This is a genomic window from Cognataquiflexum rubidum (assembly GCF_022538115.1).
Lineage (GTDB): Bacteria > Bacteroidota > Bacteroidia > Cytophagales > Cyclobacteriaceae > Cognataquiflexum > Cognataquiflexum rubidum.
Genome location: NZ_JAKZAL010000019.1, coordinates 62,977 through 86,575, shown reverse-complemented (window position 1 = coordinate 86,575; position 23,599 = coordinate 62,977). Strand labels below are relative to the sequence as shown.

18 protein-coding genes are annotated in these 23,599 nt (G+C 42.2%); 13 read left to right on the top strand and 5 right to left on the bottom strand.

Annotated features, from left to right (window positions below; genetic code table 11):
- Positions 1 to 5: 5 nt before the first annotated feature.
- The 4 genes from priA (at position 6) to MMU05_RS17955 (ending at position 5,416) form a co-directional block, all read left to right on the top strand.
- Positions 6 to 2,525, top strand: coding sequence for a replication restart helicase PriA (gene priA, locus MMU05_RS17970; RefSeq protein ID WP_241143063.1), 2,520 nt, complete (start codon positions 6 to 8; stop codon positions 2,523 to 2,525).
- 192 nt (positions 2,526 to 2,717) lie between these two features.
- Positions 2,718 to 3,257 (top strand): YfiT family bacillithiol transferase, encoded by a 540-nt coding sequence (locus tag MMU05_RS17965; RefSeq protein WP_241143062.1) that lies wholly within the window; start codon positions 2,718 to 2,720, stop codon positions 3,255 to 3,257.
- A gap of 194 nt (positions 3,258 to 3,451) precedes the next feature.
- Positions 3,452 to 3,781 carry a Bor/Iss family lipoprotein gene (locus MMU05_RS17960; RefSeq protein ID WP_241143061.1) on the top strand — a complete coding sequence of 110 codons (330 nt, stop codon included), beginning with the start codon at positions 3,452 to 3,454 and terminating at the stop codon, positions 3,779 to 3,781.
- Between the two features lie 12 nt (positions 3,782 to 3,793).
- Entirely contained in the window at positions 3,794 to 5,416 is a 1,623-nt protein-coding gene (locus tag MMU05_RS17955) for an FAD-binding protein (protein ID WP_241143060.1), read from the top strand.
- A gap of 462 nt (positions 5,417 to 5,878) precedes the next feature.
- Here the strand turns inward: MMU05_RS17955 and MMU05_RS17950 are convergent, their stop codons facing one another.
- From MMU05_RS17950 to MMU05_RS17940, 3 genes are read right to left on the bottom strand one after another with little or no spacing between them, the layout of a single operon-like run.
- A complete protein-coding gene (locus MMU05_RS17950; protein ID WP_241143059.1) occupies positions 5,879 to 6,931 on the bottom strand; it encodes a 2-oxoacid:ferredoxin oxidoreductase subunit beta in 1,053 nt (350 codons plus the stop codon).
- Positions 6,906 to 8,744 carry a 2-oxoacid:acceptor oxidoreductase subunit alpha gene (locus MMU05_RS17945; RefSeq protein ID WP_241143058.1) on the bottom strand — a complete coding sequence of 613 codons (1,839 nt, stop codon included), beginning with the start codon at positions 8,742 to 8,744 and terminating at the stop codon, positions 6,906 to 6,908. The genes MMU05_RS17950 and MMU05_RS17945 overlap by 26 nt, the downstream gene beginning before the upstream one ends.
- Positions 8,741 to 10,546, bottom strand: a complete 1,806-nt coding sequence (locus MMU05_RS17940; RefSeq protein WP_241143057.1) for an FAD-dependent oxidoreductase — start codon at positions 10,544 to 10,546, stop codon at positions 8,741 to 8,743. Before MMU05_RS17940 ends, MMU05_RS17945 begins: the two co-directional genes overlap by 4 nt.
- 194 nt (positions 10,547 to 10,740) lie before the next feature.
- Between MMU05_RS17940 and MMU05_RS17935 the strand changes: the two genes are divergently transcribed.
- Entirely contained in the window at positions 10,741 to 11,502 is a 762-nt protein-coding gene (locus MMU05_RS17935; RefSeq protein WP_241143056.1) for an SDR family NAD(P)-dependent oxidoreductase, read from the top strand.
- A 12-nt stretch (positions 11,503 to 11,514) separates the two neighbouring features.
- Here MMU05_RS17935 and MMU05_RS17930 read toward each other — a convergent pair whose 3' ends face one another.
- Positions 11,515 to 12,249, bottom strand: a complete 735-nt coding sequence (locus tag MMU05_RS17930) for a LytR/AlgR family response regulator transcription factor (RefSeq protein ID WP_241143055.1) — start codon at positions 12,247 to 12,249, stop codon at positions 11,515 to 11,517.
- Complete coding sequence (locus MMU05_RS17925) at positions 12,246 to 14,189, bottom strand: tetratricopeptide repeat-containing sensor histidine kinase (protein WP_241143054.1); 1,944 nt, start codon at positions 14,187 to 14,189, stop codon at positions 12,246 to 12,248. The genes MMU05_RS17930 and MMU05_RS17925 overlap by 4 nt, the downstream gene beginning before the upstream one ends.
- Before the next feature lie 560 nt (positions 14,190 to 14,749).
- On the opposite strand from MMU05_RS17925, the gene MMU05_RS23180 reads away from it, so the two are divergent.
- The 8 genes from MMU05_RS23180 to MMU05_RS17890 all read left to right on the top strand — a co-directional run bounded on the left by MMU05_RS23180 (position 14,750) and on the right by MMU05_RS17890 (position 23,582).
- The gene (locus MMU05_RS23180; RefSeq protein ID WP_418884480.1) at positions 14,750 to 14,830 is read left to right on the top strand and encodes a DUF418 domain-containing protein; all 81 of its coding nucleotides are present in this window, start codon (positions 14,750 to 14,752) and stop codon (positions 14,828 to 14,830) included.
- 85 nt (positions 14,831 to 14,915) lie between these two features.
- Complete coding sequence (locus tag MMU05_RS17920) at positions 14,916 to 15,434, top strand: YybH family protein (protein ID WP_241143053.1); 519 nt, start codon at positions 14,916 to 14,918, stop codon at positions 15,432 to 15,434.
- A gap of 285 nt (positions 15,435 to 15,719) precedes the next feature.
- The gene (locus MMU05_RS17915) at positions 15,720 to 18,137 is read left to right on the top strand and encodes a TonB-dependent receptor (RefSeq protein WP_241143052.1); all 2,418 of its coding nucleotides are present in this window, start codon (positions 15,720 to 15,722) and stop codon (positions 18,135 to 18,137) included.
- Between the two features lie 161 nt (positions 18,138 to 18,298).
- Positions 18,299 to 19,066 carry a hypothetical protein gene (locus tag MMU05_RS17910; protein WP_241143051.1) on the top strand — a complete coding sequence of 256 codons (768 nt, stop codon included), beginning with the start codon at positions 18,299 to 18,301 and terminating at the stop codon, positions 19,064 to 19,066.
- Positions 19,067 to 19,344: 278 nt separating this feature from the next.
- Positions 19,345 to 20,277 (top strand): NAD-dependent epimerase/dehydratase family protein, encoded by a 933-nt coding sequence (locus tag MMU05_RS17905; RefSeq protein WP_241143050.1) that lies wholly within the window; start codon positions 19,345 to 19,347, stop codon positions 20,275 to 20,277.
- Positions 20,278 to 20,292: 15 nt separating this feature from the next.
- A complete protein-coding gene (locus MMU05_RS17900; RefSeq protein WP_241143049.1) occupies positions 20,293 to 20,928 on the top strand; it encodes a DUF2306 domain-containing protein in 636 nt (211 codons plus the stop codon).
- A gap of 41 nt (positions 20,929 to 20,969) precedes the next feature.
- Positions 20,970 to 21,392 (top strand): nuclear transport factor 2 family protein, encoded by a 423-nt coding sequence (locus MMU05_RS17895; protein WP_241143048.1) that lies wholly within the window; start codon positions 20,970 to 20,972, stop codon positions 21,390 to 21,392.
- 78 nt (positions 21,393 to 21,470) lie between these two features.
- On the top strand, positions 21,471 to 23,582 hold the full coding sequence (locus tag MMU05_RS17890) for a PQQ-dependent dehydrogenase, methanol/ethanol family (protein ID WP_241143047.1): 2,112 nt from the start codon (positions 21,471 to 21,473) through the stop codon (positions 23,580 to 23,582).
- Positions 23,583 to 23,599 lie beyond the last annotated feature (17 nt).

Here is a 23,599-nt window from a genome sequence, read left to right as displayed (position 1 = left end):
ACCTTTTGGAGAGTTTATTTGGTGATTTATACCCGCAGGAAGACAGCAAATCCAACTTATTTGCGGATATCATATTGCCGGTACCCATCCCCAAGATGTTTACCTACAAAATTCCGCGGAGTATGGCGGAGCAGATCGGCATCGGTTTTCGGGTGATTGTACAGTTTGGAAAAAAGAAAGTACTTACTGGCATTATCGGGAAAGTCCACCAAAAGCCGCCTTCAGCTTACGAAGCCAAACCCATCCTTGACATTCTTGACAACCACGCTACGGTCAATCCATTGCAGATCCGTTTTTGGGCGTGGATGGCGGAGTATTATTGCTGCCATATCGGTGAAGTGATGAATGCGGCCTTGCCTTCAGGACTGAAACTCAGCAGCGAAAGCAAAATCCAACTCAATCCTACCTTTGATTCAGACACATCAACCTATCCGCTTGATGACAGGGAGGAAATTTTGCTTCAGGCATTGGCTGCCAAAGATGATATGACCTATGAGGAATGTGAAAATGTCCTCGGTCTCAAGTCAATCCATAGCATCATCAAAAGCTTGGTCATCAAGGAAGCCATTTTGGTTTTTGAGCAATTAAAAGAAAAATATACGCCCAAAGTTGAATCAAGAATCAGGCTCTCTAAAGAGTATGCTTCAGACAAGAAAGTCTTGGAAGCGCTTTTCAACGATATCGCCAATAAACCCAAACAAGAGGAAATCCTACTCAAGTACCTGCAGGAAATCCCTGTGTACAAGCAACCTGATCTCAACCAAAAAGGACTGGACAAAAAAGTAATTACCGAGGCAAACCTATCGGTATCCTCTCTCAAGACCTTGATCAAAAACGGCGTGCTTGAAGAGTTCAAAATTATCATCAGCCGTTTTGAGGAGGAAGAAGGAAATGGAGAAGAAATTGTCCTTTCAGGCCTGCAGAGCAAAACTCTTGGAGAAATAAAAAGCCAATTTGAAGAAAAAAACACAGTCCTTTTTCATGGAATAACCGGAAGCGGCAAGACTGAAATTTATATTACCTTGATCAAGGAAGTCTTGGCCGGAGGTTCCCAAGTATTGTTGCTTTTGCCCGAAATTGCCCTTACCACCCACATGGTAGGCAGGCTTAGGAAAGTTTTTGGGAGTAGCATGGGGGTTTACCATTCCAAATATTCGGACAATGAAAGGGTAGAAGTTTGGAATGGGGTTTTGAGTGGAAAACTCTCCTTTGTAATCGGGGCAAGGTCGGCTATTTTTCTTCCATTTGACAGTTTGGGAATGGTGATAGTCGACGAAGAACATGAGTCATCCTACAAGCAATTTGACCCGGCGCCGAGGTTTCAGGCAAGGGATGCGGCGATCATGCTTTCCTGGATTCATCAAGCCAAAACTTTACTCGGTTCGGCGACACCTTCCTTTGAATCTTTTTACAATGCAAGGACCAAAAAGTATGGTTATGTGGCTTTGGACAAAAGATATGGAGAAGCACAACTTCCTGATTATCAGTTGGCGGATATGTTGGTGGACAAAAAGAAAAACCTGCTGAAGCTTGATTTTACGAGGCTACTCAGGGAGAAAATACAGGAGGCTTTATCCAATCAGGAGCAGGTTTTGATTTTCCAAAACAGGCGTGGCTATGCGCCTTATATTGCCTGCGAAGATTGCGGATGGATTCCTGAATGTGAACATTGCGATGTCAGCCTGACTTATCATCAGTTTGGGGAGGAGATGCGCTGCCATTATTGTGGGTTCAAGGAGAAAGTTCCGCATGCATGTCCTGCCTGTGGAAGCAATAAATTGGGAGCGGTTGGCTTGGGAACAGAGCGGATTGAAGAAAGTCTTTCCTTACTTTTCCCTGAAGCCAGAATCGCAAGGATGGATTTGGATACTACCCGAAGCAAATACGGCTACCAGCAATTGTTGGAAGAATTTGGAAGTGGGAACATTGATATTTTGGTCGGTACCCAGATGATTACCAAGGGCCTGGACTTTGACAGGGTGACAGTCGTAGGGATCATGGATGCAGACAGGATTTTGTATTTTCCGGACTTTAGGGCCGGGGAGCGTGCTTTTCAGCAAATCACCCAAGTGGCAGGCCGGGCGGGACGGCGCGACAAAAAAGGTGCCGTCATCATTCAAACACGAAAACCTGAGGAAGCCATTTTTGGACAGGTGATTTCCGGGGATTACAAGAATTTTTATATCCAAGAGATGGGGGATAGGCAGCGGTTTTTCTACCCTCCATTTGTCAAAATCATCAAAATCACGACCCGGCATAAGGATTATAAAATCGCTGAAAAGGCTGCAAGACATCTCCATAACCTGATGGGCGAAATCGATGTCAAGAAGATTATGTTGGGGCCGGAGAAAGGATTGGTCGGAAAAATCAAGAACCAATACATCTTCGAGTCCATCGCCAAGCTGGACAAATCAGGAAATGCCCAAGCACAATTCAAACATGATTTGCTCCAGTTATTGGAAGAAATGCAGGTGCATAAGGACTTTAGAGGAGTGAGGTTTGTGGTGGATGTGGATCCGTATTAAGTATCAAGTACTAAGTATCAAGTATTAAGTACCAAGTATCTAGAAAAAGTCCTGAGTACCAATTCTGAGCTTTGTATTCAAAATCAGTTAAGCAAATAACCAATTACCAAATAACCATTAACCATTTAACCATTTAACCAATAACCAATAACATAATAACCAATAACCAATAACATAATAACCAATAACCAAATGGAAATAGAATCATTAAAATTCCCTGTTGGCCGCTTTTCCGCACCAAAAGAAATTGCTGCCCAACAACTTGAAGAATGGGTTGGAATCATAGAAGAATTCCCCGCATTGCTCATAACTGAAACCTATAAACTTTCAGAAGAACAATTGGACACACCTTATCGGCCTGAAGGTTGGACGGTGAGGCAAGTGGTGCATCACTGTGCCGACAGCCATATGAACAGTTTTATCCGGTTCAAATTGGCCCTGACTGAGGATAACCCAACCATCAAACCTTATCATGAAGATTTGTGGGCGGAATTGGCTGATGCCAAAGACTTGCCTATTGGACCAAGTTTGAAGATTTTAGAGGGATTGCATCACCGTTGGGTTGCTTTGATCAAATCCCTATCTGCTGATGACTTGCAGAAAACCTTTTTCCATCCTGCCAACCAAAAAACGATGTCACTTGCCACCACCATTGCTTTGTACGCTTGGCATTCCAAACATCATTTGGGGCATGTGAAATTGGTGAGTGAGAAATTTAGACAGGAGACTTGAGATATGAGACAAAAAAAGCGAGAGACAAGAAGCGATAGGCTAGGGTTTAATTTTTAATTCTGAATTCATAATTCATAATTCTGAATTTAGCAGAGCTATTGCCTTTTTCCATTTATTTTTTTAACTTTTACCTTGATTTTTAGGGTGTTATATATTTTTTAAAAGAGTGTATTCATTTTAAACTTTGGACTCAAATGAAAAAGTCATTTCAATTCAAGCGTATTTCCTTCCTGATTCTTTTCAGTCTAATCTTCTATTTGACTTCATGTGCCAATCTGAGGATTGTATCCAATTATGATTCCGATAATCCCGCGCCGGTTCAGGTAAACAGAACCACTTATTTTTGGGGTTTGAGGCAGCCTGTAGATGTCAAAACCGAAGCAAGCTGTAAATCCATTTGTCAAATTACGGTCAAGACCAATGTTGGTCATGTCCTGATTTCTGTCATTACATTGGGGATCGTCGTGCCCCAATCTGTCGAATATTTTTGTTGCCCGGAGGTACCGATTCCGGGAGAAATTTAAACTCATTTTGCCATGACCTATCCTGCAGGAGTTATTCCTTGGAAAATCAAGGAATTCACCAATGTCCACCAAAACTATACCCAGCCTTTGGATGAAGACCTTTCCTTTGATATGGTCTTGGATGATCCATCTTTCCAAAGCCTTGACCAGTTTTCCCAATACAAAAAGTGTACGGCCAATTTCCAATGGATCATCAAGTATGCCTTGGAAAACCAGCTCAATATCCGTGCATTAGGAAGTGGATGGTCTTTTAGCAAAGTTGGGATGAGCGAAGATGCCATAATCAACACCAAGAGACTGAGGCACAAATTTGCCTTGGGAAAAGAAAATTTCCATCCCGATTTTTTGAATGCAGGCAATAAGCCTGAAAATTTTAAGTTTTTGCAGTGTGGAAATACCATCATCCAGATCAATGAATACCTGGAAAAGCAATCACAACCTTCCAAAAGTCTGATGGTGAGTGGCGGAAGTAATGGCCAAACCATTGCGGGTGCCTTTTCCACAGGAACCCATGGGGCAGCAGTATTTAAGGGTTCTTTGCCCGAAATGGTTGTTGGCATGCACGTCATTACCGGTCCTGACAGGCATATTTACGTAGAGAGGGCTTCGAGACGGATTACTTCCGATGCTTTTCATATGAAATTGGGAGCTGAGACGATCATAGAAGATGACCTTTTCAATGCTATTTTGGTGAGTTTTGGGAGTTTTGGGATTATCCATGGAGTCTTGGTGGAGGTGGAAGACAAATTCCTTTTGGAGCAAAAAATGCAAAGAGTGCCATTTGACAATGCCATGACCGAAGCTGTCACCAAGATGGATTTTTCAAAAATACAGCATCACCTCAAATACCCATGGAACGATACGCAAAGGCATCTTTATCATTTTGAGTTGGCAGTCAATCCCCATGATTTCGCATTTAACGATCCTGAAAAAGGGGTGTATATGCGGTCTATGTTCAAGGTTGCTTACAGGGAGGATTATAAGAGAATTGAACATGCGACCTCGGGATTTACTTATGGGGATGATACGCTTGGGCTGATACAAACTGTTTTGGATCAAGTTCAGGCTAAGGTTGGATTTTTGAATAGAATCTTGGTTCCCCAAATCGTGAATTCAATATTTGGGTTGGCGTATAGTAGGCCTGAAGATTTGGTCGGCACGATAGGGGAGACATTTACCAATACAAGATTTCGAGGAAAAGCCTTTAGTGCTGCGATTTGCCTTGATGTCAAATATGTAGTAAAGGCCATAAATATCTGTCTGAAAATAAATGAAACAGTGAAATTGGCAGGTATTTTAGCTTTCCGCTTTGTAAAAGGAAATGAGGCAACTCTTGCCTTTACTCGGTTCAAGCATTCCGTAGTGATGGAACTTGACGGAGCCGATGCCGCGGTCAACCATCAGTTTTATCAAGCGGTTTTGGAATCTTTGGAAGCCGCTGCGATTACTTATACCATTCATTGGGGAAAACTAAACCGCATCGTGGACAAGAACCGCCTGAATTATATCTATGGAAATGAAAAGATCCAACAATGGAAAAAGCAACGTTCCAAGGTGATGACCCAAGAAGTGCAGCAATTGTTCAACAATGAATTTATGCAGCAGTGTGGATTGGATGGGTATGTTGATTATTGAGAAATCTACAAACTTATCGAATTCCAAATCATTCAAATCAGACCTGAAAGGGCAAAATAACAAAGGGATGGGTGTGAAGCCCATCCATAATTCATTAGATAATTACCTCAAGCCCTGAAAGGGCGGGATCATTTCCTTTCTTGTCCTTAGAGATATTTCGCCCTTTCAGGGCTTTTCCGAACATTTCTTGCTATTACGATGGGCTGCACCCATCGCTAAGGTATTTCGCACCTTCAGTGCTGTAACTTTTATACCAACATTTTAACATCCTGCCTCCGATCCAATTGTATTCAAAAAGACAACCAAGACCCATAATATTGGCATTTCTAAATACCAAGCCTATCTAGATAGTTTTTGATAAAATTGCTAATTGCCCGTTACATCCGTCTTCCGTCTTCGGTCTTCCATCCCAAAACCAAGGATTTTCCTTCCAAGAAATGTAGTGGAGGCGCATGTACTCTTTCACCTATACCCCGCATTGATCTCCTTCAAAGCCTCCGTTCCCGGACAAAGTTCGGCTTCTTTCAGTTTATTCAAGGGTGTGCTGCAGGTGCTTAATGTGCCGTGAAGGTCTTTCCATTCGGTATTGACATAGAGTAAGCCTGTCAGGATTTCATTTTTTGTTCTAGCATGCTGAAGGGCATTGGCTACTGAAACCCTGTCTTCGGGATTCCAATCTGTTGCCAATTTATTCAGTTGGATCAAGGTGCCATCGTGCATGGCCACTCTGGTGGATTTACCTTTCTCATAATTGGTTTTGATTTCGGGCATTTCAGGCACAAAGTCCAATGTCGAGGTAGCTTCAATATGTTCCCTCACATAGTCGTAGGATTTGGTAGAACCGGGATTGTTGTTGAAAGTCACACAAGGAGAAATCACATTGAGAAAGGCAAAACCTTTATGGTGCATGGCAGCCTTGATAAGCGGAACCAATTGTTGCTTGTCTCCGCTAAAACTCTGAGCCACAAAGGTTGCTCCCAATTCTATCGCCAAACTCGCTAGGTCGATAGCTTGAAATGGATTGACTGAACCGGCTTTGCTTCGCGAACCCTGATCTGCAGTGGCAGAATCCTGTCCTTTGGTCAAGCCATAGCAGCCGTTGTTCATCACGATATAGACCATATTCAGATTTCGCCGGATGACATGGACAAACTGTCCCATTCCAATAGAGGCTGAATCCCCGTCCCCTGAAACTCCAAAATACACCATGTCCTTATTCGCCATGCTCGCACCGGTAGCGACGGAAGGCATTCTGCCGTGGACAGAATTGAAACCATGAGAATTACCCAAAAAGTAGGTAGGTGTTTTGGATGAACAACCGATTCCGGAGATCTTGGCCACTTTATGTGGTTCTACAGACATTTCAAAGCAAGCCTGCACGATGGCTGCGCTGATACTGTCGTGTCCACATCCTGCACAGAGTGTAGAGAGTGAGCCTTCATATTCCTTTTGGGTATATCCAAGTTTGTTTTTCGGAAGTTTCGGATGTCTAAAGAGCGGTTTTAGATAACTCATGGTGTTGGGTATTTTCTAGGTTTAAATGCTTTAAAATCTGGTTTTTGATGGCATCAGCCGTGATCGGCATACCATCATAATTCAAAACAGGGATCAATTTGGCCGGATTGGTTTCAAGTTCCATGATCATCATGCTGCGCAATTGGGCATCCCGGTTTTGCTCTATGACAAAAACAGTCGAATGGGAATGGATGAATTGAACCACCTCTTCCCCAAAAGGGAAAGCTTTGATCCGGATCGCATCTACTATGATTCCATTTTCTTCCAAAATGTCTTTAGCTTCCTCTGCCGAAAAAGTGGATGTTCCATAAAATAAAATCCCGATTTCTGACTTGTTTTCCTTTTGGTACAAATGGGCTTTCGGAACGATTTTCTTCGCCGTTTCCCATTTGACCATCAATCGGTCCATGTTTCTTTTGTAGGCAGCACCATCTTCGGTATAGGCAGCGTATTCATCCCGTGAAGTTCCTCTGGTAAAGAAAGAGCCTTTGGTAGGATGCGTGCCCGGATAGGTCCTGAAAGGAATGCCGTCACCATCCACGTCAAGGTATCTACCAAATCGCCCGATATGCTCCAACTCCTCCGCATTGAGTACCTTTCCCCGGTCATATTTTCTTTTTTGATCCCAATGAAAAGGCTCACTGATGTGGTCATTCATTCCAAGGTCAAGGTCTGTCATGACCATGATTGGTGTCTGCAGGCGCTCGGCAAGGTCAAAACTTTCGGATGTCATCTCAAAGCATTCATGCGGAGTAGCGGGGAAAACCAAGACATGTTTGGTATCACCGTGAGAAGCATAAGCAGCGAGGAGAATGTCCGATTGTTGTGTTCTCGTGGGCATGCCTGTACTTGGGCCTGTTCTTTGGACATCCACAAGGACAGCAGGTACCTCCGCAAAGTAAGCCAAACCTAGAAACTCATTCATCAAAGAGACTCCGGGACCGCTTGTTGCTGTAAATCCCCTTGCACCGTTCCAGTTGGCTCCGATGACCATCCCCATAGCGGCAAGTTCATCTTCAGCTTGGATGATGGCAAATTTTTTCTCGCCTGTTTCAGGATCGGTCCTGTATTCTTCACAATAATGCTCAAACGCCTCCGCCACCGAAGTGGATGGCGTGATCGGATACCATGCCATGACAGTGGCACCTCCATAGACCGCTCCAAGGCCACAGGCAGTGTTCCCGTCAACGAGAATTTTGTCTTTGATGAGGTTCCTTCTTTCAAGATGGAAGTTTAAAGGGTACTCGAAATTTGCATCGACATAATCCATTCCAAGTTTCAGAGCTTGGATATTGGCGTCTATCAGTTGCTTTTTGCCTTCAAATTGTTCTCCGACCAATTTTTCGATTTCGGAATAATCCATGTTTAACAACTTGGCCAAAGCTCCTACATAGATGATGTTTTTAAGGAGTTGCCTTTTCCTTGGATCTGAAAATGCCTCGTTTGACATTTCCATCATAGGAACACCGAGATAGTGGATGTCTTCTCTGAAGTAGGGTGCAGGGAGTTTTTTGGTACTGTCATACATAAAATAACCGCCTGGCTTGACACTTTTCACATCCTGTGCCATGCTTTGGGGATTGACAGAAACCAAAATATCGATACCTTCCCTTCTCCCGAGATATCCCTTTTCACTGACACGCACTTCATACCAGGTAGGAAGTCCCTGAATGTTGGAAGGAAAAATGTTTTTTGGAGTAACCGGTATTCCCATTCGGAAAATGGCTTTGGCAAACAGGTAGTTGGCGCTCGCCGATCCGGTGCCGTTCACATTGGCAAACCGGATGATAAAATCATTGACTGCTTTTGTCATTTCTCTATAAGGGGTAACGGGGTGATCATTTGATTGGCTTTGGTCGTGTTGTATAGGAATTTTTGCATATCCCATGCTGAGGTTGGGCACCTTTCTGCACAAAGTCCACAGTGCAGGCATACATCTTCATCTTTGACCATGACACGTCCTGTTTTTAATTCCTTGGAAACCAATAAATCCTGGGTTAGATTTTCTGCAGGAACCAAGAGATTTTGCCTTAGTTCGGGTTCTTCTGCATTGACCGTAAAAGTGATACAGGAAGTTGGGCAGACATCCATGCAGGCATCACATTCGATACACCTGTCTTCTGTAAAAACCGTCTGCGCATCGCAGTTGAGGCATCTTTGGGTTTCTTTGTAAGCTGTTGCGATATCAAAACCCAATTCAACTTCTTTCTTTCTGTCTTTGAGGGTTTGGGATTTCTTGGCTTGGGGTACGATGTACCTTTGGTCAATTGCGACACTGCTGTCATAACTCCACTCATGGATACCCATCTTTTGGCTGACAAGGTTGGTGTAGGGAGAAGGTCTGTCATATACATCCAATCCTTCACAAAACAGGTGGATCGATACTGCAGCATGATGGCCATGGGCAACTGCCGTGATGACATTTTTTGGACCGAAGGCGGAGTCACCGCCAAAGAATACTTTGGGGTTGGTGGATTGGAAAGTCGTTTCATCCACCACAGGCATTCCCCATTGGTCAAATTCCAGCCCTATGTTTCTTTCTATCCAAGGGAAACTGTTTTCCTGGCCTATTGCAATCAATACTTCATCTGCTTCAATGAAAACATCATCTTCTTCCGTTGGAAGAAGTTGCCTTTTGCCGTTTTCGTCATAGACGGGTTTTACCTTCTGGAATTTCATCCCGATGAGTTTTCCGTCTTTGACTTCAAAACTCAGTGGAACGTGGTTATCAATGATATTGATGTCCTCATGAAGGGCATCTTCTTTTTCCCAAGGAGAGGCTTTCATCTCGTCAAATGGGCTACGGACTACCACTTTGACTTCTTTCCCTCCCAATCTCCTTGATGTCCTGCAACAGTCCATGGCCGTGTTGCCACCACCAAGTACAATGACTTTTTGGGCTATGGATTTGGTGTGTTCGAATGCAACTCCTGCCAACCATTCTATCCCGATATGGATATTTTTATCAGCTTCTTTTCTTCCGGGCAATTTTGGAAGGTCTCTTCCTTTTGGGGCTCCCGTCCCAACAAAAACCGCATCATATCCACCCTCCAAAACATCTTTCAAACTCTTGACATAAGTCAGGAATTGGGTATGGATCCCAAGGTCAAGTATGAAATTCACCTCTTCATTGAGCACTTCTTCAGGAAGTCTGAAGGAAGGTATCTGACTGCGCATCATTCCTCCGCCTGCCTTCTGTTCGTCAAAAAGGTGGATTTCATATCCCAGAGGGGCCAAATCTCTTGCTACTGTGAGTGAAGCCGGGCCACCGCCGATCAGGGCGATTTTTTTTCCATTGGATGGTAATGGACCTTGCGGCATGTGCTGTTTGACATCGCCTTTGTTGTCTGCGGCCACTCTTTTAAGCCTGCAGATGGCGACCGGTTCTTCTTCAACCCTTACCCTGCGGCAAGCAGGTTCACAAGGACGGTCACAGGTTCGTCCGAGGACACCCGGAAAAACATTGGATTCCCAGTTGACCATATAGGCTTCAGTGAATCTTTCAGCAGCGATAAGTCTGATATACTCAGGTACAGGGGTGTGGGCAGGGCAGGCATATTGGCAATCCACTACCTTATGGTAGTATTCGGGGTCTTTGGTATTGGTAGGCTTCATGGTTAAAATGGGTTTGATGTCACTTACCTGATTTTTGATGAAAAAAGGCAAAGCTTCTTAAAGCTAAGAAATTTCAGAATTTAATACAGATACTATAGATATAAAATTATAATTTATTTTGGTGGTTGTTAAATATACAAAATCACGCATATTTTTGATTTAGTTTATCAAACATCAGACATAGGAACTTAGCCATGAAACTCCATCAAAAAACATTTATCATCACAGGGGCTACAAGTGGAATGGGAAGGGCCATTGCATTGGATTTTGCCAAAGAAGGTGCAAACCTGGTCCTGAGTGGGAGGGATGAATCCAGAGGAAAGAATTTATCAGAAGAAATAGAAGAAAATGGTGGAAAGGCTGAATTTTTAGCCGGGGATGTCGGAGATATGGATTACAATCAGCAGTTGGTCGAATTGGCAATTAAGTCATTTGGACAATTGGATGGATTGGTGACCAATGCCGGAATGCTTGGGTTGGGTTCAGTGACGGAATTGGAGCCCTCAGATTGGGACATTACATTCAGAACCAATGTGGATTCGGTCTTTTATCTTTTGAAATTCGCCTTGCCAGAAATGCTCAAAAGGCCATCTGCAGCTGTTGTGGTCAATTCTTCCATCGCAGCCTACAAATCATTTCCAAACCATCCTGCCTATTGTGCTTCCAAAGCAGCTTTATTGGCATTGGCCAAACAGGTGGCAGTGGATTATGGTCCCACGGTCCGTATCAATACAATGTGTCCCGGTCCCGTAGATACGCCTTTCATCCATGCTTCTGCTGTTGCATTTCCTGACCCCGCCCAAGCAGTGGCCAATGCAGGAAAAGCTACTTTGCTCAAAAGATTAGGCTTACCGGCAGACATTTCCAAACTTGCGCTTTTTCTAGCCTGTGACGACTCTTCCTGGATTACAGGAAGTGCTTTTACAATTGACGGGGGGATTTTGGCAGCAGGTTAAAAAGTGAATTTCTTAAACCTTATTCAATAACCGGTGCAGGTCTTCTTTAAACTGTTTTCCTACCGGAATCAATTTGCCCTGAATTTCCACATGTGAATCAGCAACTGCATCAAGTTTTGAGAAATTGACCACGTAGGACCTGTGGATTCTGATGAAACTTTTTTGGTCCATTTTTTCACAAAGTTTGCTTAACGGACTGACAATCAAATATGTGAGGTTAGATAGAAATATGTTACAGTAGTTCCTTTCGGCCTCGATGTAAAGGATTTCATCCAATAAGACTTTGATTAGTTTATTTTGGCTTCTGATAAAAATCCTATCTTCCTGGTATTCAAATGAAGTTTCATTGGATAGGATTTCCTGATTTTTCTCTTTGATTTTTTCCTCTACCAAAGCAATGGTTCTCTCAAGGTCTAGTTTCTTGAATGGTTTTGCGATAAAAGCAAAAGGATGTGTTTCTTTTGCCTTTGTGAAACTCGCATCATCCACATTGGCCGTCAGGTAAATCACGGGGATGTCGATAAACTTTTTGATGGCTTTTGCTGCATCTATGCCACTCATTTTGCCCTTTAACTGTATATCCATCAATATGATGTCCGGTTTGTTTTCCAAAGCATGATGCACTGCCTCTTCTCCTCTTGATTCCAGTCCGGTTACTTCATATCCCAGATTGCTGAGCTGCAAACCAATGTTGGCTGCTATAATCATGTCATCTTCTACAATTAAAATTCGGGTGGTATGGTTCATGCTGCTTTTTGGGTTTGGAATTCAAAGAAGATTTCTGTTCCTGAATTGGTAAATAAAGTCATTTTTCCGTCAAGTTGGCGGGTCAGCAGACTGATCAATTGAGTGCCGAATCCTGATCCACGGATTTCCGGTTTTTCTCCAATACCTATTCCGTTGTCGGAAAAGTGAAGAATAAGATAGGAATTTTTTTCCGAAAGGGAGACTTTGATTTTCCCTTTGTCCCCATTCGGAAAAGCATATTTAAGGGAGTTTGATAGCAATTCATTGACAATCAATCCGATAGGAATTGCCCGATCTATATCCAAGCCCAGGGGTTCCATTTCGCAATGAAGCTCAATTCGGTTTGAGGCATTGAAGGTATCTATGATGTACTCACCCAATGTCAAGAAAAAATCCTTCATTTCTATTGATTTGATGTCTTTTCCCTGATACAGTTTCTGATGGATCAATCCGATACTATGAACCCTGTTTTGGGTTTGTTCCATGATACTTTGAAATTCTTTGTTTTCAATCTTGGCAGTCTGCAGGGCAAGGAGACTGGAAATTGTCTCCAGGTTGTTTTTGACACGGTGGTGGATTTCTTTCAATAAATATTCCTTTTCGAGATTCTGTTTTTCCAAAAGCAGGTTATAATTTTTTCGTCGCCTCATTACGATAAAAAGAATGACAAGAATGACCACCAAAAGTCCGGAAAGTGTCAGGATGAAGGTCTGAAGGATTTTATGTTTTTCTAACCTTGCCTGCTGCAGGTTGATGGTGTTCTCTTTTTGGGAGACATTCATTTCGGTCTGCAATTGGGAAATCCTCTGATCCGCCTCAGTGGTAAATACACTTTGTTTGAGTTCATCATACTTTCTGTTGGCTTCCAGAGCTTTTGCAAACCTTTTTTCCCCTTCGTATGCCTTGCTCAATTCATTGTATACAAGTCCGAGGTAATATTTATCCCCGAAGTCATTGGAGGCGACAAGAATGCTTTTTTCCAAAAACTCGACGGCATGGGGGAAATGGCCTATGCTGTTGTTGGATTTGCCCAAAGAAAGCAAGGACCGCATTATCATAAAATCATTTTCCAACAATTCGGCATATTTCAAAGCTTCCAATCCTGATTTTTCAGCTTCAAGATAATCCCCGGACTTATTGTATAAATCCGATAGCGAAATGTAGGCATCGCTCAGGTTATTGTAAAACCCATATTTCTCTCCGATAGCGATTGATTCCATAAAATATCCCCGGGCTTCATCAAACCTCTGGAGTTCGATCAGATTGTTGCCCACCACATGGAGTGTAAAGTCATAATCAAGGTCTTTCAGGTTTCTTTTTTCAAAAATCCCCAAAGACTTCAATCCATATTCCAAGCCTATTTCATATTTCTCCTGTTTCCAGAAGAGATTGCTCATATCAGAATAAGCCATGGCAATTGCCTTTTCATCCCTGTATTTTTCTCCTATTTTCAATGTTTTGGCGGCATATTCAAATGCTTCTCCAAGGTTTCCCCTTCTTTCAAAAACATAACCCAAGTTGGTGTAAAGAAGCCAGCTTTCCTTTTCAGGGATCTTTTCGATGGCACTTTTGAGTACAATCTCTGCCCAGTCCAACTCATCCATTCTGAGCAAGATGGCTCCTTGGGAAACCTGCAGCCTTCCCTCCCAATATTTGTCGTCCATCAGCCTTGCCTCCTCCAATCCCTGGGTGATGATGGACATGGATTTTTTTAGATTTCTGGTGTGGTAAAAGTACCCGAGATCATTCATGACTTTGACCCTAAGTGTATCCACTTTGATTTCTTTGAGGTCAGATTCTAGCCGATCTAGGTATTCTGCCCCAAAATCATCTGTATCGACAAAAACCTGGAGATACCCAATTTCCCCATTTCTATAGAATAGCTGAGCCTCTATCTGGAGAGTGATCAAATAAAACAGAAGGGAAAAAATTCTTTTCATTTCTGGAATATAATATTTTATTAAGGTCAATATAGCCAAAACCAGTGAAAATTATTTCTTGGTTTTACCTCCGAAAATTTTTTGATGGCTTTCGGACAATAATAACGGTCGTTTGTCCTAGGTCATTTCTTTTTTTTATGGATCAAAGCTTAATTCGAAGCGTCATTATCAATAGAAAGTCTTTCGTACTTATCTTGACTTAAGGAAAAATTCAAAAAATTATATAACCACCAACCTCTTACATACTCCCTGACCACAGACTAAACATCATCATGTTTGATTAATGAATGGCAGGAAGAAATTGAGTACAAACCATAGTGAACTCTTCTAAAAATGCAGCGTCTTGACCCAATTTATATGCCTTGATCAAATTATCTTTTTTGCTAAGAGTGACCCTTTTTTGAACGGTGAAGGTAGATTCAGACATAAGGTCTGAAACCCTTAAATGTGATAATCGGGGGGATGCAATGAATCGACCAACAGTTGCATATACCCCGGTTGTCCTTTTTTTATTTTCATTATAGACAGGAACGAACTTGATGAAAGACATTAAAATATAGCTGAAGTATTTCCATTTCGGTCCTGTAGAATGGGTGTGGAGAAGGTTGAGCTGCCTCCAAAAACCACCATTTAGGAAGTAATTGTCTTGTCATGTAAGGATAAAATGAAAAAACGGGAAAGCCGAAAACCGACCAAAGTAGGCACTAAACAACAACCAAAATGACCATGAAAAACTATTTTCGCACAGGAATAGCCTGTGTCGCCCTCGCTCTATTTAGTGTTGCCTGTAGCTCGCCCGCTCCAGAAGAAGCAGCAGCTCCGGAAGAAATGGCACCGACAGTTGTCGCTGAGCCTGATATGGCTGCTATCAAAGCTGAAATCCAAGCATTGGAAGATGCTTGGGCGGCCGCAGACAATGCAGGTGACATCCCTGCTTTGCTTGCTTTCTACAGTGATGATGCAGTAAGTATGGGTAGTGGTACACCGGTTGCAGTAGGCAAAGCTGCCATTCAAAAAGAATTTGAGTCAAGCATGGCCAAAAGACCTGCTGGCCAAACCATCACATTTGAGGTATTGGATATTTTTGGGGATGAAAACACCATCACCGAAGTAGGGAAAACTACCCGAAAGGACGCTTCGGGGAAAGTAGTTTCCTCGGGTAGCTATATGGCGATCTGGGAAAAGCGCGATGGTAAGTATATCTGCGTCAGAGATATTAGCAACAATGACTCAAAAGAAGACTAATTTCGGTCTGTTATTTCTTTGTTCTTTATAAATACTGAGTGGGTATGTTGGAATACCCGCTCAGTTTTGTTTTTAACACTAACGCTTCCGAAGCAAAAAATTTTCTTATCTGTTTAATCTTTAATAAAACTAAAATATAATTTTTCATTCGGACAATTTATTCATGTTTTGGGACAAAAATTGAACCATTTCGTCCTTGATCTTTTTTTATATCCCTGAAAATCACGATTTTTTATCTACCAATTACCATTAAATAATATTTATTTAGGTAAACTTATAAAAATTATGAAGGCATTTTTATTGATTGTTTTAACATCCTTTTCTATTTGTCCTCTTTTTTCACAAGGAATAATTTTGGGGAAAGTCCATGATTCCCAATCCAAAGGATTGGCATTTGCTAATGTGCTGCTAAAGAGCGTCCCGGATTCTTCATTGGTTAAAGGAATCATTACGGATGAAACAGGGAACTACATTTTTTCGGAAATACCAAAAGGGGAATATTTTGTTGAGGTTTTTCTTATGGGATATTCCAAAACCTATACCCCCGGATTCAATTTTTCTGGAAAAGAAAAAAATGACTTGGGTGGAATAACAGTGGTGGAGGAAGCCCAAAACTTAGAGGAGGTGACTGTAGTGGCCGCTAGGCCATTTTTTGAGTTGGAAGAGGGAAAAATGGTAGTCAATGTGGCCAATAGCATCTCAGCTGCCGGATTGTCGGTTATTGATGTGTTGGACAGGTCTCCAGGTGTAATGGTCAACAGGCAGAGTAATTCCCTATCTATTTTGGGGAAAAACGGAGTTGTCATCCTGATGAACGGACATAGGTTCAGGATGCCAATGGAGGCCGCCTATCAGATGCTGGCAGGTCTGAACTCAAGTGATGTAGAAAAGATCGAGATCATTACTGTCCCTCCTGCCAACTATGATGCTGACGGTGATGCGGGATTTATCAATATCGTGATGAAAAAAGACAATGCGATGATTGGAACCAATGGATCTTTGACGGTCGGGCAAGGCTATGGATCGGGATATAATGGTAACATGAGCTTCAATCTTAACCATCAGGGCCCAAAATTCAGCTGGTTTGGAATTTTGTCCTCAACATATGTCAATCAGGAAGCAATATGGGAATCCTTTAGAGGTAACAACAATGGTTTTGAAGACATTGGGATTGAAACTTATACGGATCGGTTTTCCACCAGAAAATCCATCAATTACCAGGCAGGGTTTGACTACAAATTAAGTGAAAGCACCATTCTCAGTGGCTTGGTCAGTGGCTATGAAACCCAATGGAATATGACAGCTCCTAGTATTACCACATCCAGTTATTCAATTTCTCCTGATTCCCTTTTTAGGATGAACACGATTGAAGAAAACTACTGGAGCCATATTATGGGTAATATCAACCTTCAGCATACTTTCAAAAACGGACAGGTCATCAGCACCAATGTTGATTACCTGACCTACAAAAATTCCAATCCATCCTGGTACACCATTATGAATTACGATGAATCCAATGATTTAATTGATTCGGAGGATTTCAGAATTACCAAAGATACTCCCATTGACCTATGGGTAGCAGATATGAACCATTCCATGAAAATCGGCAATTCGGTATCAGTTGAATCAGGTGTCAGAGGTACTTTTTCAAAATTGACAAATACGGTGGTCTTCGAAGAGAAAATTGGATCTAACTGGATATTTGATCCAAATTTCAGCAGTGATGGCCTTCTCAATGAAGATATTCATGCGGCATTTTCATCAGCCAAAATTAAACTTGATGAAAAGACTTCCTTAAATGCAGGTGTCAGGTACGAAAATACCAAAACCAACCTGACCACTGTAACGGGAGAGGAAATCGTTGACAGACATTACGGGGATTTCTTTCCAACCGCCTTTTTGTCCAGAAAAATCAATGACGACAACCTGGTTCAGGTGTCTTATGGGCGGAGGATTACCCGCCCCACATTCAATCAGATGGCACCTTTTGTGTTTTTTTCTGACCCTTTTTCCTTTTTTGCCGGTAATGAAAATATCCTCCCTACTTATACCAATACCTTCAAAACAGATTTTTCCCACAAAAGCATGATCTTCTTTGTGCAGTACAGTATGGATAAAAATCTGATTGCTGCTTTTCAACCTACGCTGGATGAAGAGACCAATACGGTATTTCTAAGAACAGAAAATATCGACCAAAGCCAGACAGTTGCCATGATGGTCGCTTTCCCTTTGAAAATAACTTCCTGGTGGGAAACCCAAAACAACTTCACTGCAAATTATCAAAAAGTCAATTCAGAGTTGAATGGGGAGGTTTATGAAGTGGATCAGAAAGGGTTGCAGGTGGTCTTGACCAATACATTCACCCTTCCCAAAAAATACAGCATTGAGTTGATGGGCTATTATACTTCCCCAACTCTCAACGGCTATTTCAAATGGCTTTCTAGGGGTTTTGTTAACCTAGGTGTGCAAAAAGACTTTGATAAAGCCGGGGTATTACGGTTATCCTGCAACGATATTTTTGAAACCAGCCAAGTGCGATGGAAGTCAATTGAAGGTGCTGATTTGGAATTTTCTGGAAGGTTCAAGTTTGAAAAAAGGGTGTTTATGGCCACCTACACTTACAAATTTGGAAACAGTAAGATCAAAGGAACAAGGAATAGAAAAGTAGGATCCCAAGAGGAACAGAGAAGGGTTACCAATTAATTAGATTACGTTTTTTACGGCCGGAAAATGAATCAATATCTTGGGACAATTTTGGAATAGGTTCGTCCTAAACGCTTCTGAAAAGAGAGAAAATTAATTGACATTGGTTCATGATTTTTATTCAATCAAAAATTAGTTTAAACCACCAAACCAAAATAACCATGAAAAACAGAGTAAATTATCTAATCATCCTGTCATTGGGAATAGTCCTTAATTGGACTTTTCTATCAGCTTCGATCGCCCAAACCGAACCCTTAGGTCCTTTGATGTCAGTGACTGAATTTACCATCAAGCCCGGCCATGAAATGCAATTCAGAGAAGGAGTAAAGGCGTGGAAGGCCTGCTACCTGCAAAACAAAGGGGACTGGACTTGGAGGTTATGGCAAAGACAGCAGGGAGAAGGAAGTGTCTTTGTACTTGCTTCAGATATGGCCAACTGGGCTGAAATGGACAAAACTGATGAGTCAGGAAAAAGCTGCCAAGATCTTGCCCGGACGCTGATCAATCCCCATATCGAGAAAGCAACATCACACGTGACACGTTTTCAACTCGGAATCAGCAAAACAACCCCACTTACAGAAGACATGATCAGGGTGAGTTTTTATGACCTGGATCCCCAAAATGGACACAAGCTGATGGAAGTAGTCAAAGAAGTGGAAGGAATCCGTAAAAGTGCAGGACTAGCCACTCGCGGTTATTGGTATCAATGGCAGACTGGGGGACCAGAAAGTCCAAGTTTTCACCATGTATTGCCATTCAAAGATTATGCTGCCATGGACATTATTCAGGAGGCAGTTTGGCAAACAGTTGAAAAAAATGCAGGAAAGGCCAAAAGGGATGAGCTTCAGGCAGCATTTCGGTCCTCCCTTCAAAATACCTGGAATTACATCTACACTTTGGATAAAGACCTCAGTAGACCGAGCAAATAAAGAAAGTCAATAAGAATTCCAAATTGAAAACCAGTAAACCCTTTTAGGGTATTCACAAAATAGTTGATAAAAATTGGGCAGAGGCAATCTAGGTTAACCTAATCGCTGATGCCCTTTTTTTTTATTCGGGTAATAAATCCATGGATTGGGACAGAATTAGTAATGGTTCGTCCTTGCTGGGTTTCAAATCAAAAAAACTAAATGTAGATTTTCATTTAAGCACTCAAGAATGATTAATTAAACAAGGATTTTTATTAACCAAATAAAACCAATAAAACATGAGAACAGTAGGAATAATCGGTGGTTCGGGCTTCATTGGAAGTTATAACACCAAGAAATTTTTGGCAGAAGGATACAAGGTAAAAGTATCCTCGACCGATATTTCCAAAGAGGGGAAATACGCACATTTAAAACAATTGCCTAAGGCTGAAAACCTGGAGATTGTCGCGTTGAATGTTGAGAATAAATCAGAACTCAATGATTTTTTGAAGGGTTGCGAAATCGTGATCCATGGCGGCACTCCATTTCAGTTGGCGGTAAATGATCCTAAAACCGAATTATTTGACCCTACTGTCAAGGGAACGGAAAACTTTTTGGAAGCGGTTATGAATACCCCCGGGATCAAAAAAGTGGTTATCATCGCATCTGTTGCGGCTTTTAATACCAATTTTCCTTTACCGGCAGGGAACAAAAAACCCGATGAAATTTTCGAAGAATCTGATATGCCCTATTATGGTGAACAAAGCCATCCTTATGGACAAGCCAAATTTCTTGCTCAGCGTGCGGTTGAGAAGTTTTTAGCTTCACATCCAAAACTGGATTTTGAAATAGTGACGGTTTCACCTGTATTGGTGATCGGTAAGTCTTTGTCTAGCCGGGAGGATTCTACTTCCACGGGGATTCAATTTTTGCTTAAAAATAAAATTGCTCCTGACGCCTTTTTTCAGAGCTTCTATGACAATGATATTGACTTTGCCATGGTAAATGTAGAGGATGTAGCCGAGGCTATTTTCAGATCTGCCACCAAAACAGGACTGAACGGAAAAAATTACCTGTTGACAAGTGAAACCTATCCTGTCTCCGACATTACCCGCATGCTTAATCACCAAGAACCTCATCTCAAACCAAAAATTGTCTATTCAAATAACTTGGTAATCAAAGACCTGGGAATCAAATTTAAATCTGCACAAGTCTCATTGGGAGAATACTAAATCGAAATAAATCTTATGGCCAAAACCCTCACCCTTGTCCCGAACAAACCCAAAACCTGGCTGATGCTGTTTGCCTGGGGCTTTCTGATCGTTTTTGCAGGAAAGTTTATTATCCATGATGCCTTACCCTACTTCGGATTTGACGAGGAAGTGTACGGCAGGTTCTGGAGGATGAAATGGCCGCTGATCGGGCATATCACAGGCGGTTTGCTAGCTCTGGTATTGGGACCCTTTCAGTTTTGGGCGGGGTTTAGGAACAGGTACCTGAAAGTGCACCGATGGATGGGAAAATTATACCTCACAGGAATTTTGATCGGCACGGTCAGTTCCACTTCTCTAGCCTGGACCACAGCACTGGCTATTCACTGGACCTGGGCCTTTGCACTTCAAATGCTGGCTTTTGCATGGTTTTGTACCGCTGCAATGGCATTTATTTCCATCAAAAGAAAGAGAATCCAGCAGCATAAGGAATGGATGATCCGGAGCTATGTGGTGACTTTTGCTTTTGTGATATTCAGATGGCTGGCCGCCATGCCTTCTATTATCGAGCTGGGAACTTTCGTGGAAAGGGGTCCGACTTTGGGCTGGGTTTCTTGGGTCATTCCGCTATTGATCACAGAGATTGTATTACAATGGAATAAAAAGGGGTAAGCCGAAAACCTGTTTAGAGTAGGCAATAAATGAAAAACAAGATGAAAAGATTAGCAATCCTTATTTTCCTTATGGCATTTACTCTAAGTGCCTATTCCCAAGGTTCTTTTACCGAAAAGACCTTCCATGACCTTATGGAGAAGAGTGGAGATCAGATGTTTATATTAGAAAACACCGATGAAAACTTTGTGTTTATTACAGGTAATGGCCAGAAAATGGGCCGTACAGAGTTAAAGGAATTAACTTCAACGATGGCCGTTATTAATGAGTTTTCAGACCTAACCGTAAATCAATCAGGTGGTACTGCAATCGTTTCAGGTCTGATCGACCAAAAGATAAGTCAAAAGGCCAATCCTTCAGATGTTTTTAAATACAAAGGCGTATTTACGGCCGTATATGCCAAACAAAAAAAGAACTGGGTACTGATGTCTTGGCAACATTCCGATTATAAGCCGAATAACTGATAAATAAAATCATCAGAGTTAGGAAGCGGAAAATCTTATCAAGAATTTGGTAAAGAAGATTTAAATGAATGTGGAAATATGAAGAAGACTCCCACAATACTATTTTCTATTTGTTTCCCCTTTGCATTGTTGAGTTGTGATAAAACTTACGAGCCAGGAACTTCCGAACATATAAAATCCGTAACCGACCAGGTTGACACCAATCGGCTTTTGAACGCGGATGAGAGTCCCGGAGACTGGTTGTCTTATGGCAGAAATTATGCTGAAGACCGGTACAGTTCACTGAATCAAATCACCAAAAGCAATATCAAGGAGTTGGGATTGGCCTGGAGCTTCAATCTTGGAACAACCAGAGGGATTGAGGCGACACCATTGGTAGTGGATGGAATTATGTATATCTCAGGTCCTTGGAGTATCGTGTATGCCATAGATGCCCGAAAAGGGGAATTGATTTGGACTTATGATCCTGAAGTACCAAAAGAACATGGAGAAAAAGCATGTTGTGATGTAGTGAACAGGGGAATTGCGCTTTACAAGGGCCATATTTTTGTGGGTTCACTTGACGGAAGACTGATTTCAATAAATGCAGCTACAGGTAAGAAAGTCTGGGAAGTCCTGACTGTTGATCAATCCAAGGCATATACCATTACCGGTGCTCCCAGAGTGGTGGATGGAAAAGTGATTATTGGAAATGGTGGTGCGGAATACGGCGTGAGAGGTTACGTTACGGCTTACGATGCCATGACAGGTAATCAGATGTGGCGTTTCTATACGGTTCCGGGAGATCCATCCAAACCATTTGAGTCCAAAGCCATGGAAGATGCTGCCAAAACCTGGGCAGGAGAGTGGTGGAGATACGGTGGAGGCGGAACTGCTTGGGATGCCATGGCTTATGATCCGGAATTAAAATTATTATACATCGGTACAGGAAACGGGGGCCCGTGGAGCAGAGAACTTCGATCACCGGGAGGAGGGGATAACTTATACCTTTCATCCATAGTGGCACTCAATCCTGACGATGGTGAACTGGTATGGTATTATCAGACTACACCAGGAGATTCGTGGGATTACACCGCAACCCAACATATCATTCTTGCTGATATGGAAATCAATGGAATCCTGAGAAAGGTATTGATGCAAGCACCGAAAAACGGATTTTTTTATGTTATCGACCGAACGGATGGAAAGCTAATATCAGGTGACCCTTATACCTATGTCAATTGGGCAAAAGGGATTGATGTTGCCACCGGGCGGCCCATAGAAAATGATTTCAGTCGCTATATTGACATTAATGCTGTGATAGCTCCTTCAGCGATTGGCGGACACAATTGGCAACCGATGGCTTTCAATCCAAAAACCAAATTGGTATACATTCCCTCGCGGGAATTGTCCATGATGTATGGTCATGAGGCAAACTGGAAATTTAAGGATGATCCAAATTCCAAAAATACAGGTAGAGGATATGATGCTACCAAATCAGTTCGTCAGGATTCTTTGGCACCTGCCGGGCACGGCAAACTCATCGCTTGGGATCCGATTGAAAAAAAAGAGGTATGGCAGGTGAAACAGCCTTCTCCATGGAATGCAGGGGTTCTAACCACAAGCGAGTTGGTTTTTCAAGGTACAGCGGAAGGAAATTTTGTTGCCTATGATGCAAGTTCCGGTGAAAAAGTTTGGGAAACAGCATTAAATACAGGCATCATTGCCGCACCAATTACCTATTTGATAGATGATGTCCAATATGTTTCGATTGCCGTGGGTTGGGGTGGTGTTTTAGGATTATGGTCAAAGTATGCCAAACAAATAAATCCTGGGACGATCTATACTTTTGCTCTAGGCAAAAATGAATCTATACCTAGCTATCCTGACAAACCCGAACCAAAGCTTATTTCCTTATCTTTTGAAGCATCAGAGGGTGAGATCAAAAATGGGGATACACTATTTAAACGCTATTGTGCTTCCTGCCATAATTTGAATGGCGGGGGAGTTATTCCCGACCTTACCTTTTCCTCCCCGGAGACATTTGCTGCATTCAAAAATATTGTTTTGGAGGGTCAATACCTTGGAAAGGGCATGCCGAAATTCAAAGATCGCTTGTCTGAGCAGGATGTAGAGGATGTTCTGCATTATATTTTGTCGATCGCGAATAATAAGCTAGCCGATCTGGGAGTTGAAGGAAGCTCAAAGTAAAGAAACGCAACCCAAAA

What these genes read in the sequence shown, in the direction of transcription:
- MMU05_RS17910 (WP_241143051.1), top strand. Translation starts at nt 18,299, where the DNA reads ATGAAAAACAGAGTAAATTATCTAATCATCCTGTCATTGGGAATAGTC.
- MMU05_RS17920 (WP_241143053.1), top strand. Translation starts at nt 14,916, where the DNA reads ATGAAAAACTATTTTCGCACAGGAATAGCCTGTGTCGCCCTCGCTCTA.
- MMU05_RS17960 (WP_241143061.1), top strand. Translation starts at nt 3,452, where the DNA reads ATGAAAAAGTCATTTCAATTCAAGCGTATTTCCTTCCTGATTCTTTTC.
- MMU05_RS17900 (WP_241143049.1), top strand. Translation starts at nt 20,293, where the DNA reads ATGGCCAAAACCCTCACCCTTGTCCCGAACAAACCCAAAACCTGGCTG.
- MMU05_RS17965 (WP_241143062.1), top strand. Translation starts at nt 2,718, where the DNA reads ATGGAAATAGAATCATTAAAATTCCCTGTTGGCCGCTTTTCCGCACCA.
- MMU05_RS17935 (WP_241143056.1), top strand. Translation starts at nt 10,741, where the DNA reads ATGAAACTCCATCAAAAAACATTTATCATCACAGGGGCTACAAGTGGA.
- MMU05_RS17940 (WP_241143057.1), bottom strand. Translation starts at nt 10,546, where the DNA reads ATGAAGCCTACCAATACCAAAGACCCCGAATACTACCATAAGGTAGTG.
- MMU05_RS17925 (WP_241143054.1), bottom strand. Translation starts at nt 14,189, where the DNA reads ATGAAAAGAATTTTTTCCCTTCTGTTTTATTTGATCACTCTCCAGATA.
- MMU05_RS17905 (WP_241143050.1), top strand. Translation starts at nt 19,345, where the DNA reads ATGAGAACAGTAGGAATAATCGGTGGTTCGGGCTTCATTGGAAGTTAT.
- MMU05_RS17915 (WP_241143052.1), top strand. Translation starts at nt 15,720, where the DNA reads ATGAAGGCATTTTTATTGATTGTTTTAACATCCTTTTCTATTTGTCCT.
- MMU05_RS17955 (WP_241143060.1), top strand. Translation starts at nt 3,794, where the DNA reads ATGACCTATCCTGCAGGAGTTATTCCTTGGAAAATCAAGGAATTCACC.
- MMU05_RS17895 (WP_241143048.1), top strand. Translation starts at nt 20,970, where the DNA reads ATGAAAAGATTAGCAATCCTTATTTTCCTTATGGCATTTACTCTAAGT.
- MMU05_RS17950 (WP_241143059.1), bottom strand. Translation starts at nt 6,931, where the DNA reads ATGAGTTATCTAAAACCGCTCTTTAGACATCCGAAACTTCCGAAAAAC.
- MMU05_RS17930 (WP_241143055.1), bottom strand. Translation starts at nt 12,249, where the DNA reads ATGAACCATACCACCCGAATTTTAATTGTAGAAGATGACATGATTATA.
- MMU05_RS17890 (WP_241143047.1), top strand. Translation starts at nt 21,471, where the DNA reads ATGAAGAAGACTCCCACAATACTATTTTCTATTTGTTTCCCCTTTGCA.
- MMU05_RS17945 (WP_241143058.1), bottom strand. Translation starts at nt 8,744, where the DNA reads ATGACAAAAGCAGTCAATGATTTTATCATCCGGTTTGCCAATGTGAAC.